General features: G+C 35.6%; 11 protein-coding genes. 6 read left to right on the forward strand and 5 right to left on the reverse strand.

Annotation, left to right across the window (positions count from 1 at the left end):
• Positions 1-9 precede the first annotated feature (9 nt).
• Entirely contained in the window at positions 10-876 is an 867-nt protein-coding gene (locus BUB89_RS09745) for an AraC family transcriptional regulator (protein ID WP_073244505.1), read from the forward strand.
• A 142-nt stretch (positions 877-1,018) separates the two neighbouring features.
• Here BUB89_RS09745 and BUB89_RS09750 read toward each other — a convergent pair whose 3' ends face one another.
• The 3 genes from BUB89_RS09750 to BUB89_RS09760 all read right to left on the reverse strand — a co-directional run bounded on the left by BUB89_RS09750 (position 1,019) and on the right by BUB89_RS09760 (position 6,697).
• Positions 1,019-3,136: a TonB-dependent receptor family protein gene (locus tag BUB89_RS09750; protein WP_234982617.1), complete on the reverse strand. Its 2,118-nt coding sequence runs from the start codon at positions 3,134-3,136 to the stop codon at positions 1,019-1,021.
• 388 nt (positions 3,137-3,524) lie between these two features.
• Positions 3,525-4,565, reverse strand: a complete 1,041-nt coding sequence (locus tag BUB89_RS09755; RefSeq protein ID WP_073244510.1) for a cysteate synthase — start codon at positions 4,563-4,565, stop codon at positions 3,525-3,527.
• 71 nt (positions 4,566-4,636) lie between these two features.
• Complete coding sequence (locus BUB89_RS09760; RefSeq protein WP_073244513.1) at positions 4,637-6,697, reverse strand: S9 family peptidase; 2,061 nt, start codon at positions 6,695-6,697, stop codon at positions 4,637-4,639.
• A gap of 145 nt (positions 6,698-6,842) precedes the next feature.
• On the opposite strand from BUB89_RS09760, the gene BUB89_RS09765 reads away from it, so the two are divergent.
• Positions 6,843-7,163, forward strand: a complete 321-nt coding sequence (locus BUB89_RS09765; RefSeq protein WP_073244516.1) for a YbaB/EbfC family nucleoid-associated protein — start codon at positions 6,843-6,845, stop codon at positions 7,161-7,163.
• Positions 7,164-7,429: 266 nt separating this feature from the next.
• Here the strand turns inward: BUB89_RS09765 and BUB89_RS09770 are convergent, their stop codons facing one another.
• A complete protein-coding gene (locus BUB89_RS09770; protein WP_073244518.1) occupies positions 7,430-8,449 on the reverse strand; it encodes a threonine aldolase family protein in 1,020 nt (339 codons plus the stop codon).
• Between the two features lie 84 nt (positions 8,450-8,533).
• Here BUB89_RS09770 and prfB point away from each other — a divergent pair.
• The 3 genes from prfB to BUB89_RS09785 all read left to right on the forward strand — a co-directional run bounded on the left by prfB (position 8,534) and on the right by BUB89_RS09785 (position 12,269).
• Positions 8,534-9,632 (forward strand): peptide chain release factor 2 gene (gene prfB, locus BUB89_RS09775; RefSeq protein ID WP_141384399.1). Its coding sequence is split into 2 segments (ribosomal slippage): positions 8,534-8,596 and positions 8,598-9,632, totalling 1,098 coding nucleotides; the frame shifts between segments, so codons are not numbered across the junction.
• Positions 9,633-9,841: 209 nt separating this feature from the next.
• The gene (locus tag BUB89_RS09780; RefSeq protein WP_073244520.1) at positions 9,842-11,482 is read left to right on the forward strand and encodes a DUF4139 domain-containing protein; all 1,641 of its coding nucleotides are present in this window, start codon (positions 9,842-9,844) and stop codon (positions 11,480-11,482) included.
• A gap of 217 nt (positions 11,483-11,699) precedes the next feature.
• Entirely contained in the window at positions 11,700-12,269 is a 570-nt protein-coding gene (locus BUB89_RS09785) for a pentapeptide repeat-containing protein (protein ID WP_073244522.1), read from the forward strand.
• A gap of 4 nt (positions 12,270-12,273) precedes the next feature.
• On the opposite strand, the gene BUB89_RS09790 is transcribed toward BUB89_RS09785, so the two are convergent.
• On the reverse strand, positions 12,274-13,092 hold the full coding sequence (locus BUB89_RS09790; protein WP_073244524.1) for an SDR family oxidoreductase: 819 nt from the start codon (positions 13,090-13,092) through the stop codon (positions 12,274-12,276).
• Between the two features lie 373 nt (positions 13,093-13,465).
• Between BUB89_RS09790 and BUB89_RS17875 the strand changes: the two genes are divergently transcribed.
• Entirely contained in the window at positions 13,466-14,233 is a 768-nt protein-coding gene (locus tag BUB89_RS17875; RefSeq protein ID WP_083552659.1) for an abortive infection family protein, read from the forward strand.
• The last annotated feature ends 145 nt before the right edge of the window (positions 14,234-14,378 follow it).

The raw sequence follows: 14,378 nt of genomic DNA on the forward strand, positions 1-14,378 counted from the left end.
TGACCGCTTATGAAACTTGAAAAAACAAAAATATCATCTTATCTCAATAGTGCCATTTCTGTACTTTCCAGAGAGGAAGCTTTTTTTCAGGCTCCTTTTCATTCTCATCCGGAATTAGAATTGGTCTATGTAAAAGAAAGTTTTGGCAAACGGATTATAGGAAATTCAGTCAGCAATTTTGAAGCAGGAGACATGGTTTTTCTGGGTTCAGATATTCCGCATGTCTGGTTAAATGACGAAATCTACTACCATAATATCAACAAGTTAAAAGCTCAGGCGATTGTAGTTTATTTTAACAAAGATATTTTTGGACCGGCATTTTATGAATTAAAAGAAGCTAAAAAAATCAATTCCCTATTTGAAAAAGCTAAAAAAGGCTTATCGATTACCGGAAAAACAAACAAGCTGATTGCTCAAAAATTAGAACAATTAGTTCTTAAAAAAGATTTTGAAGTCATCATTGGACTTTTCGAAATCTTATCTGTCCTTTCTGAAGCCGCTGATATTGAGTTTATAAATGCCGAAAGCTATTCTCCTACGAATGATTCTTTTAAAAAAGACCGTCTAAGCGAGGTTTACCAATATGTAAAAGAAAATTACAAAAAAGAAATTTCATTGGATGAAGTTGCTCAGATTGCCAGCTTAACCCCTACTTCATTCTGCAGAATGTTCAAGTCAAAAACTAAGAAAAATTTTATCGAATACCTTAATGAAATACGCATTTCTAACGCCTGTAAACATCTTATAGAAAGCGACATGAGTGTTTCGGAAATTGCCTATGAATGCGGCTACAAAACGGTTTCTAATTTTAATAAATTATTCAAAAAAAATACCGGAAACACACCTAAGGAATACAAAAATAAAATAGCGCGTTAAGATCTCTTATAGACTCTTTAAAATTTTATGTCAGTCTGAGCCTGTCGAAGACCTCCTTGTTAGATAGTGAAAAACACTTCGACAAGCTCAGTGTGACAGTAAGATGAAATAAATAATGTATTGAAAAAACTCAAACAGTCTCTTACTTAAACGCATACACTACACTAAAACCTCCATAATAATTTACGGGATTTCCGGGATAATAATAACGCGCCGGAGCTGTCCCAAAACCTACTGCATTAGGCAAAACACTTGCTGCATATTTTTCATTCAGTGCATTTTGAATCCCCAGATTGATTTCCATTTTTACATTTTTAAGAATAAAAAAACCATATCCAGCTTTGACATCTAAAAGTTGATATCCCGAAGTTTCTTTCGAATTGGCATCATCAAGATACATCTTGCCTGTTAATCGATAAGAAGCATTAAAATTAAACCCTGTATCGCTAACAACATCAAATCCGAAATTAAATTGCGTATCAGGCACTGCCGGCAATAATTTTCCGGAATAATCAGTATCGTTATCTACAAAATCTTTGAATTCAAAACGATTGATAGTTGCCGAAAAATAAGGGTTCAATTGAATATTAGAATGTGGGCGGAATTTATAATTCAGTAAAAATTCTAATCCTTTATGAGAACTTTCTCCTGCATTAATCCCTACATATTGATCTTCGGCAACCCGGCGTGCTACCAGTAAATCCTTAATTTGAGCGGAATAGAAAATCAGTTCCGTATACAGTTTTTTATCTAAGAAATTTGCCTTAAAACCTATTTCATAATTAACCCCTTTTTCGGACTGTAAATTGGTATTAAGCTTCCCATCAGGAGTTAATGTTTCGGCCACTGTAGGAACTGAGAAACCTTTGCTAAAGGAAACATACACATTTTTAGCTTCACCTATTGTATACGAAAGCGCCAATCTGGGAGACCAAACCGAACCAAAAGTGTATTTCTCTTTCGGATTTTCACCACTTAAAAACACATCTTGCTGACTGTAATTGGTTGTGTTAAAAGCCAAACCGGATTCTAAATTCAACTTATCCGAAAGTTTCGTTTCCATCTGGATAAACCCATTCCAATAACCTCTTTTTTGCTCCATCTCACTAAATTGATCTCCCTGAATACTGCCTTGCCCGGGGGAAGACTGGTATAAATTTCTAAAAAGTGAGAAAGCATAATTTTCGGTCATAAATTCAGTTCCCAGGCTTATGGTGTTAGGCAAATAAAACAAAGAAGCTTTATAATTTACTTTGGCTCTAAAGCCAAGCATGCTATTTTTTTCTTCTAAAATATCAAAAGGACGCGGCTCATAAGCATCTCTGAAATTCGAAAAAAGACTCAAATCTGCCGACCATTTTTTTGAAAACTGATGTTCAAGTCCGATTCCTGCCAGCAATTTATCATAAGATTCAAATCCCTGAGCAGCCAGCCAGGTAGCAGCAGCCGACTCTGGTTTGGTTTTAAAAGCAGTTTCACTTATCGAACTCGGGATATACGCTTTTAACCGCGTGGCAATTCCGAAAAACGAAAGTGTCGATTTTTCAGAAAGTTTTTGTTTTCCAAAAAGATTTAGAGATTGTCGGTTATAATCACTGTTATCCCGATAGCCATCTTGTTGTAAATTGCTGTAATTAGCAAAAATACCGGATTGCGAATCGCTGTAACCGGCAGAAACAATTTGTTTGGTCAAACCAAAACTTCCAAAAGTAGTGGCTGTTTTTGCAAAAGAAGCTCCTGAATCCAATTGTTTTGCCCTCAAATTGATGACACCTCCTAATCCTGCGCCAAAACTAGTTGAATTAGGCCCTTTTATAATTTCAACTCCTCCTAAAACCTCTAAATCAATATCTTCTAATGCGGTTTCTCCTTCGGCATTAGAAAGCGGAATTCCTTCAAAATAAGCCTTAATCTTAGCGGTTCCGTATTGTGTTCTTGCTCCTATTCCTCTAATAGTAATTCTGCTGGTATTCAAAGCTCCTTGCTGCATAAAAACTCCCGGGATTTTATTGAGAACAGGAGTCAGAATCACAGCATCCGCCTGATTGATTTCTTTTTCAGTAATAATGGAAACAGCTGCCGCTGAATGCTGAATGGAGTTGCGAATGGGAGCATTCATTATGGTCAATTCTGACAATGAAACGGTATCTTTTTTTACTTGTCCAAAAACAGTAGCACAAGAAAATAAAATTAGAAAAAGAAGAAACTTTGAAAATGTATTTAGGTTTAGTGTCATTAGCATATTGATAATTCTAATCATATAAATAGAGTATTTTCAAATTTATTGTTTTATTCCCAATCGACTTTAATAAAACCTGATTTTCATGTAAAAAAATATAATCCATTAAGACATTAAGTTTTATGAGTTTCCGCTAATCGGACTAAATAAAAAAATAGACCACCGATGACACCGATTAAACAGATGAAAACGGATTTTTACTGCCCTTCGCATTGTCACAATCTGCGATAATCCGTTACAATCAGTTTCATCTGTATACCATTCTCATTGATTGGGATAAGAAACCGATAGCCATATTAAATTTTATAATTTCTAAGACTTCATTTTCTTAATTTCTTAATGGTAAAAATAGGCTAAAAAAAAAAACTCCGGATTGCTCCGGAGTTTAGTATATCGAAAATAGAAAAATCTATTTTATCATTTCAATTTTTTGTACTTCTTCTTCGTTTATACTGTCGAAGAATCCTTGTTCATTCATCCAGTCATCACTGAAAACTTTACTCATATAGCGAGAACCGTGATCAGGGAAAATGGCAATTACATTACTATTTTTATCAAATTCACCTTCTTCTGCATATTGTTTTATGGCTTGTAAAACAGCTCCTGAAGTATAACCAACAAATAATCCTTCTTTTCTGGTTATTTCTCTTGCTGAATGCGCACTTTCTTCATCAGTTACTTTCATGAATTTATCGATCATGTCAAAATCAGTAGCTGATGGAATTAGATTTTTACCTAAACCTTCAATACGGTAAGGGTAAATTTCATCGGTATCAAACTCTCTTGTTTCGTGGTACTTTTTTAATACTGAACCAAAAGCATCTACACCAAGAACTTTAATATTAGGATTTTGCTCTTTTAGATATTTAGCAGTTCCTGAGATGGTTCCTCCTGTTCCGCTACAGGCAACTAAGTGTGTTATTTTACCATTAGTCTGTTTCCAGATTTCCGGTCCGGTAGTATTATAATGTGCATCAATATTTAATTGATTAAAATACTGATTGATATAAACCGATCCTTTTGTTTCTTCATGCAATCTCTTAGCTACACTGTAGTAAGAGCGTTCATCATCGGCAGAAACGTGTGCAGGACAAACATATACCTTTGCACCTAAACTGCGAAGCATATCAATTTTATCCTTAGACGATTTAGAACTTACAGCTAATATGCAATTATACCCTTTTATGATACTAACCATTGCTAAACTAAAACCGGTATTCCCGGATGTAGTTTCAATTATAGTATCGCCCGGAGATAAAATACCTTTTTTTTCTGCTTCTTCAATAATGTATAAAGCAATCCTATCTTTAGAGGAATGTCCCGGATTAAAAGCTTCTACCTTAGCATAGAAATTACCTTCTAAATTTTCGGTGACTTTGTTTATCTTGATAAGAGGTGTATTTCCTATCAGTTCTAAAACATTATTATAAGCATTTATTTCTTCTTTCATAAAAAAATAGTTAATCAAGATTAAGTTTTATTTAACCTGGATACGCAGCAAATTTAACAAAAAAAAACTAATTACTTTTTAATTTTTTCCAAATCTAGTAAAAAACTAAATTCTTTCGCTAATTCTTTTAGTGCTTCAAACCTTCCTGAAGCCCCACCATGCCCTGCATCCATGTTAGTATCCAGATACAAAACAGTACCTTCTTTTTTATTAATTCTTAGTTTTGCAACCCACTTAGCTGGTTCCCAATACTGTACCTGAGAGTCATGTAAGCCCGTAGAAACATACATATTAGGGTAATATTGCTCTTTTACATTATCATAAGGAGAATAAGATCTCATGTACTGATAGTATTTTTTAACATTTGGATTTCCCCATTCATCATATTCTCCGGTTGTTAACGGAATAGTATCGTCTAACATTGTGGTCATGACATCTACAAAAGGCACCTGAGCAATAACGCCGTTATACAGTTCCGGTGCTTCATTGACAATCACTCCCATCAACAGTCCTCCTGCTGAGCCTCCTTCGGCATATAAATGTTCCGGCGATGTGTATTTTCGCTCAATCAAATATTTAGAACAGTCAATAAAATCAGTGAACGTATTTTTCTTTTGAAGCAATTTTCCGTCTTCATACCACTGTCTGCCTAAATCTTCGCCACCGCGAATATGTGCAATTGCATAAATAAACCCTCTGTCTAATAAGGATAAACGGGTAGATGAAAAGTAAGCATCCATAGAATGACCATACGAACCGTAAGCATAAAGCAATAACGGATTTTTACCATCTTTTTTTATGCCTTTTCTATAAACCATCGAAACAGGAACTTTGGTGCCATCTTTGGCTGTAGCCCAAACCCGTTCTTCAGTATAATTATTTTTATCGAAATTTCCTCCTAAAACCTCTTGCTCTTTCTTGATTTCCTTTTCCTTAGTACGCATATTAAAATCAATCACCGATGATGGTGTTGCCATTGACTGATAGCTGTAACGCAGAATTTCGGTTTCAAAATCCACATTGGTTGATGTATATGCCGTGTAGGTTTCGCTGCCAAAAGGCAAATAATATTCTTCACTGCCATCCCATCTCATGATTCTGATTTTGTTCAAACCACCAGTACGTTCTTCAAGGACTAAATAATTCGAAAAAATCTCAATATCTTCTAATAAAACATCCTCACGATGTCCAATAATTTCAACCCAGTTTTCAGCAGAAGTCGCTTCTTCAGGAGTTTTCATCAATTTAAAATTCTCAGCATCGTCTTTATTAGTCAGAATGTAAAAACTGTCTTTATAATGATTAATACTGTATTCTACTCCTCTTTTTCGTTTTTGAAAAATTTTGAACTTTCCATCCGGATTATCAGCATTCAGGATGCGATACTCAGTAGTCAAAGTACTTCCTGATTCTATCGCCAGATATTTTCTGGATTTAGATTTGGATACATCCACACTAAAAGTGTCGTCTTTTTCAAAATAAACCAGCACATCCTCTTGCTGTGTGGTTCCCAGTTTATGCTTAAAAATTTTATCCGAACGCAACGTCACTTCGTCCTGGCTGGAATAAAAAATAGTTTTGTTATCATTGGCCCAAACTGCCGAACCTGTTACTTTTTCTATTTTATCTTCCAGAATTTCATTAGTCTCTAAATTCTTTACCTGAATGGTGTAAATGCGTCTTCCAATGACATCTGTACTAAAAAGAGCCAACTTATTATCGGGGCTGATACTCATGCCGCCCAATTTAAAATAAGCCTGACCTTCTGCCAGAACATTACAATCAAACAGAATTTCTTCTTTTGCCGAAAGGCTGCCTTTTTTTCGGGAATAAATAGGGTAATTTTGGCCTGTTTCATATCGGGTGATATAATAATAGCCGTTATATAAATAGGGAACTGACTGATCGTCTTCTTTTATCCGCGCTTTCATTTCCTCAAATAAGGCTTCCTGAAAATCCTGCGTATGAGCCGTCATCTGCTGATAATATTCATTTTCCTTGTTCAGATAATCAATAACTTCCGGATTTTCTCTGTCTTTCAGCCAAAAGTAATTATCGGTTCTAAGGTCTCCAAACTTTTCAAATGTTACAGGAATTATTTTAGCAACTGGCGGTTGTAATTTTTCTATCATTAGTATTTCTTGACATTTTTTATAATAGTTCGCACAAAAATAGGGGAAACAATCACTAATTCACCCTTCTTTTTCATCAATTTTAACATTGTAATCCCCGTAAAAATAGTAATTTCGTGAACTAATCTAACTAAAAAAAGTAAAAATGGATTTAATGGGAATGATGGGTAAATTAAAAGAAACCCAAAATAAAATTGAAGAAACTAAAAAACGTCTGGACACCGTGCTTGTTGATGAACAAAGTACTGATGGCTTATTAAAAGTAACAATTACTGCCAACAGAAAAATAAAATCCATCACTATTGCTGATGAATTATTAGAAGATAAGGAACAACTGGAAGATTATATGATTTTAGTCATGAATAAAGCCATCGAAAAAGCCACTAAAGTAAACGAAGCTGAACTGGATGCTGTGGCCAAAATGGATATGCCAATGATTCCGGGAATGGATAATCTTTTTAAGTAAAAAAGCTAGAAGTTGGAAGTGGGGAGTTAGAAGTTAGAAGTTTTTGCTCGTGCTATTCAATTCAACTCTTTTATAATTAACATAAAAAAAGCTTTTGTAGAATAAACTAATTTATTCTACAAAAGCTTTTTTTAATTCTTAAACTAAAACTAAAGCCTATTTCTACTGAAATAAAGTAAGAATTGAAAATGAATAGTTTCTTATTTAGTAGCAAACGAAAAACTTTTAACTTCTAACTTCTAACTTCCCACTTCCATCTCTAAAACCTACATTTTCGCCAAGGTTTCAATCACATACGTATGCATCACTTCGCGATAATCTAAATGAGTGACGATGCGTAACTTTCTATTTCCTACTGAACTAATGGAAATGTTTTTTTGTTTCAGTTTTTCTATTAATACTTCATCCTGATATTCAGGAACCAGTGAAAAAATCAAAATATTTGTTTCTACATGTTCCACTGTGGCAACCCATGGTTTTTTCTTCAGAACATTAGCTAATTCCTTGGCTCGTCTGTGATCTTCTGTTAACAATTTAATATTATTTTCTAAAGCATAAATGGCTCCCGCAGCCAGATATCCTGATTGACGCATCGCTCCTCCTAATATTTTTCGAATGCGCAAAGCACGCTGAATCATCTTTTTATTTCCCAATAAAACGGATCCTACGGGCGCTCCCAATCCTTTGGAAAAACAAACCGAAATCGTATCAAATACTTTCCCAAAATCTTTAGGATTCTGTCTTTTGGCAACCAAAGCATTCCAAATTCGGGCGCCGTCTAAATGCAGTTTTAGATCATTAGCATCACAAACCGCTTTTATTTTTTGCAGTTCTTCCATTTCATAACAGGCTCCGCCACCTACATTAGTGGTGTTTTCAATACACACCAGACTCGTTAACGGACTGTGGAAAAAATCAGGATCGTTAATCGCTGCCGCCACTTGTTTTGCTGTTATCATGCCGCGGTTTCCTTCGAGCAGGCAGCAGGAAACCCCACTATTAAAAGAAACACCTCCGCCTTCAAAATGAAAAATATGCGAATATTTATCGGCTATAAGCTGTTCGCCTGGCTGGGTATGCAGTTTAATCGCTGTTTGATTAGCCATTGTTCCCGAAGGAAAAAACAAACCAGCTTCCATCCCAAAAATGGCAGCTACTCTTTCTTCAAGCTCCGTAACTGTAGGGTCTTCTTTGTAAACATCATCCCCCACATCAGCATTAAACATATATTGTAACATTTCGTAAGAAGGTTTTGTTACCGTATCACTAACTAAATTTATCTGCATTTTTATATTTTTTATAGAGATACATGGGCTGTAGTCCCTACGTGATTTTTTTTATTATTTTTGTGCAACAAAATTACATAATTTATGACAACTACCGAACAAATTAAAGGTATTGTGGAGCGCCTTGGTGCGTTGAGGAGGTATCTTTGACGTTGATGCTAAACTTATCGAAATTGCTAACGAAGAAGAGAAAACTTTTGCTCCCGATTTTTGGAACAACGCCAAAGAAGCGGAACTTATTGTAAAAAATCTCCGAAACAAAAAAAAGTGGATCGAAGACTACGATAAAGCCATTGCTCTTGCTGACGAACTACAATTGGCATACGAATTTTACAAAGAAGGCGAACTCACAGGGGAAGAATTAGACGAACAATACCAACTGACTCAAAATCATATTGAAGGCATCGAATTTAAAAATATGCTTTCGGATGAAGGAGACACTTTAAGTGCTGTTTTGCAAATTACAGCCGGTGCCGGTGGAACCGAAAGTTGCGACTGGGCCTCGATGCTGATGCGTATGTACATGATGTGGGGCGAAAAATACGGTTTCAAAATAAAAGAGCTCAATTATCAGGAAGGTGATGTGGCGGGAATTAAAACCGTAACGCTGGAATTTGAAGGCGATTATTCTTTTGGTTACCTGAAAGGTGAAAACGGTGTACACCGATTAGTACGTATTTCTCCATTTGACAGTAATGCCAAACGTCATACGTCATTTGCTTCCGTTTATGTGTATCCGTTAGTAGATGACAGTATCGAAATTGACATTAATCCTGCTGATATCGAAATTACTACTTCCCGTTCCAGTGGTGCCGGAGGACAGAATGTAAATAAGGTAGAGACTAAAGTACAGCTGTACCACAAACCTACCGGAATCCAGATTCAGTGTTCAGAAACCCGTTCGCAACAGGACAATAGACAGCGTGCCATGCAAATGCTACGTTCGCAGTTGTACGAAATCGAACTGAAAAAGAAACAGGCACAACGCGCCGATATTGAAGCCGGAAAAATGAAAATCGAATGGGGTTCGCAAATCCGAAATTACGTGATGCAACCGTATAAATTAGTCAAAGATGTTCGCACCGGTTATGAAACCAGCAACGTTGATGGCGTCATGAACGGTGAAATCGACGAATTCCTGAAAGCCTATCTGATGATGATGGGACAGAAAGAAGAGGAATAGATTTGAGATTGCATATTTTAGATTTTTAATCGAAATCTTCTATTCTAATACGTTGTCAGACCGGATTTAGAATTCTTAAAATAATCAAACCCGACAGTCAGCTGATTAGTCGGGTTTATTATTTATACATTAAAACTAATTTATTCTTAGTTTCTATTGTAGTTTTATAATTACATTTACCCTTATAAATAATTCAAAATTTAATTTAGATGAAAAACACTTCACTAATACTGCTTGCATTATTCATTTCTGCAATGGCATTTGCCCAAAAACCTGTTTTTACGACTGCTAAAATTAAAGCAGCTACCGTTTACTTTAATGCCGCCGAACTTACACAAAACACTTCGGTAAATCTGCCGGCAGGAACAAGTGAAATCGTGATCAAAAATATTGCAAATAACTTAAATCAAAATACAATCCAAATTGGCGCTCCGGCTTCGGTGACTGTTTTATCGGTTCAGTTTACTAATAATTACATCTCTGAATTTGAAATCGATGAAAGCAATCCGGCTATAAAAAAGGTTAACGACAGTATTAATTGGGTAAAAAGAGAAATCAAAAGAATTCAGATTTTAAATAATTCTAACAAGCAAACTATTGCTCTTTTAGATAATAACCAATCGGTTTCCGGAACAAATACAGGTTTAAATGTTGCAGAATTAATGAAACTTGTCGAATATTCTAAAGCCAAAAGAACAGAACTGGAAAATACCATCGTTGACTTAATGGAAAAAGAAGAATTTTGGAATAAAAAACTAACGGCACTCAATAATAAATTAGCGTTCAATACTAAAAATGAAGAAAAGTATTCAACAGGAAAACTAATTCTCCAGGTGATGAATGATGTAGCCGGAAATATCCCTTTAGATATCACATACATTACTAATTCGGCAATTTGGAAACCCTTTTATGATCTGCGTGCCGAAAGTATCAAAAACCCAATCAACATGATGTATAAAGCTCAGGTATTTCAAAACTCCGGAATTGACTGGAAAAAAGTAAAACTGACTTTATCAAGCGGAAACCCAAATCAGAATAATCAGGCTCCTCAATTACAGCCTTGGTTTTTAACATATTCTCAACCAGAATATATTTCAAATGCTTTACAAGGAAAAGTTTCTGGAATCCAAGTAGCTCCTGCTGGTTCAGGCCCTAAAGATGGGTTAAGAGAAGTCATTGTTACAGCAGATAAAAAACTTAATAAATCTGACATTTCAAGATACACCTCAATTAATGAAAACCAGCTCAATGTTTCCTTTGATATTGACATTCCTTATGACATATTATCTAACTGGAAAGCACACAGTGTAGCATTAAAAGAAATAAAACTTCCGGCTACTTACACCTATTATGCTGCGCCAAAAGGAGATAAAGAAGCCTTTTTATTAGCCGAAATAAATGATTATTCTAAATATAATTTATTACCGGGCGAAGCCAATATTATTTTTGAAGGCATGTATGTAGGGAAAACCACTATTAATCCCAATCAAACTGCCGATACACTGAAATTAAGTATGGGAAGAGATAAAAAAATAGCCATTACACGTGAAAAAATAGCGGATAAATCAGGCACAAAATTCCTGTCTTCCTATAAAGAACAAACTTTTACCTATGACATAACGGTTAAAAACAATAAAAAAGAAGAAGTCGAAATAACACTGGAAGACCAGTATCCATTAAGTACCGACAAAGAAATCACCATAGAACTTACAGAAAATGGCAAAGCCAAAGTGAATCAGGAAACCGGAAAACTCAGTTGGAATTTAAAACTATCACCTAATGAGTCCAAAAAAATCAGAATTAGTTACAAAGTCAAATATCCAAAAGACAAAAACATAAGCAATTTGTAAAGGAAGCATTAGTTCATAGATTTCAGAAAGCAAAAAGCAGAAGGCAAATTTCAGACTACAGAATTTAGAATTTAGAAAACAGATTGCAGATTTTAAAATTCTGCGGTCTGCTTTCTAAATTCTATTTTTCTTCTCTCTCTCCCCACTTCTAACTTCTAACTTCCCACTCCCAACTTCCCACTTCTAACTTCTAACTTCTAACCTCTAACCTAAAAAAATGACTGAATATTTCTTTGAGCAGCACTACCACAACCTCCGCTACGGACAGGAAACGCTGAACCTTAAAGAATTTGAATCCTGTACGTTTACCAATTGCAATTTTTCAGATTGTAATTTTATAGGCGTTACCTTTATTGATTGCCAGTTTAATAACTGCAATTTCAATACCGCCAGGATCAATCACACCGCTTTTAGAACCGTGTTTTTTAACGAGTGCCAAATCAAAGAAGTCAATTTTGCCATGAGCGACAAACTCATTTTCGAAATTCATTTTAACAACTGCACCTTAGACTTCTCAAAATTCTACGCCTTGAAACTCAAAGGCATCACTTTCTCTAATTCCAGCCTGATTGCGGCCGATTTCATGGCTACTGATTTAACAGGAGCACAATTCTATAACTGCGATTTATACCGCTCTGAATTTGATAAAGCCATTGCCAACAAAGTCGATTTTAGAAACAGCTACAACTACACCATCGATCCTGCAAAAACCAAACTCAAAAAAGCACAATTTGCTCTCGAAGGATTAAAAGGCTTGCTGTATAAACATGATATTATTGTAGAATAATTCCTCAACCATTAGTAGTAAACCCCGGATAACACGTCATTCCGCCATCCACAAATATAGTCGTACCGTTAACATACTCCGACTCATCCGAAGCCAGCCAAACCGCCGCACTACCTATGTCCTCCGGAATCCCAATTCGCTTATACGGAATCAGCTTATTCAGTTTCTTCAGTGATTCCTCGGTGTCCCATGCCAGTCGGTTAATTTCCGTTTTAATCGCACCGGGAGCAATACTGTTACAGCGTACTTTATGATGCGCATATTCCTGACAAATACTTTCCATCAGCATCACAATTGCCCCTTTAGAAGCAGCATAATTTGCATGCCCTGCCCACGGAATAATCTCGTGAACAGAACTCATGTGGATAATTTTACCAATAGATTTTGAAACCTCAGGACGCATCCCTCTTCGCAGGAATTCCCTAATCGCTTCTCTGGCACATAAAAACTGCCCCGTCAGGTTCACATCCAGCACTAACTGCCAGTCGGCAAGCGACATTTCATGCAAAGCAGCATCCCTTTGCAATCCCGCGTTAGGAACACAAATATCTACCGTACCAAAATGGTTAATTGTCTGCTTAAACATCGCCTGAACCTGATCTTCCTTACTCACATCACAGCGTATCGCTATGGCATCACCACATAAATTATCCAGTGAAATTCGATGCGCTATTTCTTCGGCAACCTCAGGATGCGAAATATAATTCACCACCACATTAGCGCCATCACGGCCTAATCCCGTAGCAACCGCTTCCCCTATTCCTGAATTAGCTCCTGTTACTATCGCGGTTTGTCCCGCCAGTCTGTTATTTGGGTTTTGCATACACTTTCGTTTTTAAGTTCTATAAATGAGGGTATTATAAAGTAACAGCCTTTTCGCTACAATTTGTGTTAAGCAGTCGTTAAACTATCTGTAAATTAATGGGTTTTATAAAATTATATTTTTAGGAGCAGAAATCCCCCTTTCCATAACCACTTCCCTCCTGCTTTCGCCTTTATCTCGTTCCGCTGCGCTACACGAGGATATCGGCTCTATCAGGGCTAGTTATTTCGTTTGTTTTTTAACACTCCTTTTTGTAAGAATATTTTAATATATTTGAGAGATGAATGATATGCATTAATAATTAATAAAACTTGCGTATAATAATGCCAATTAAGCATAAAAACTAGTTAGGCAACACCACAAAAAAACGTATATGGAAGACATTACCATTAAGAAAATACGCAGAGTTCTATCATACAAAGGACGAGAAGATTTATCAGATTTATTGAGACATTCGACATCGGAACTTAGTGAATCTTCTACTTTTGGAAGTCGTTGGTATTCGAGATTGAGTACGTTTGAAATTAAATCTCATCCATTAACGCAAAATAAACTTGACAAGCTTGCCAAAGAAGATATTGAGGAAATTAAAAACGCTGTTTTAGTTATTTTTCCATTAAAGGATAACGAACCAGAAATAACAGAAATAACATTTTATCCTGATTTTGATATCGAAGCTCACGACTTAGTGGAAGTTAAAGAACTTGAGCGGATTTCATTTGATTATATTCATGAACAAATCAGAAAATGTAATGATAAAATAGCAGAAAAAGATTTTGACGGCGCAATTACAAGCGCAAGAAATCTAATAGAATCTATTTGTTTGTTTATTTTGGAATCAAAAACTAGTGAAAAACACGAATATGACGGAAACATGGTTAAACTTTACAAAGCAGTTGCATCAATTCTACATATGTCGCCTGGTGATTATGAAGATGATTATTTAAAACAAATTTTATCTGGAGTTTTTAGCATCATTAATGGTGTTTCTGGATTGAGAAATAATTATAGTGATTCTCATGGTTCATCGCCTTCAAAAGCTGTTTATAGAATCGACGAAAGACATTCAATACTAACTGTGAATTTAGCAAAAACAATTTCTGAATATTTATTTCTTAGTTTTGAAAAAAGTGCTAAGTGACGTCGCCTAACCGTCATGGCAATATGGCGGTGTTAGGCTGAATTTGAAGAAATTTTGTACTATGTAAAATAGTCATTCATTAACCGAAAGATTAGGCTTCCATAATCTGCCACATCGCCAAGCAACCAAACGTTATATAACATTA

Origin of the sequence: Flavobacterium flevense (assembly GCF_900142775.1) — a bacterium.
Lineage (GTDB): Bacteria > Bacteroidota > Bacteroidia > Flavobacteriales > Flavobacteriaceae > Flavobacterium > Flavobacterium flevense.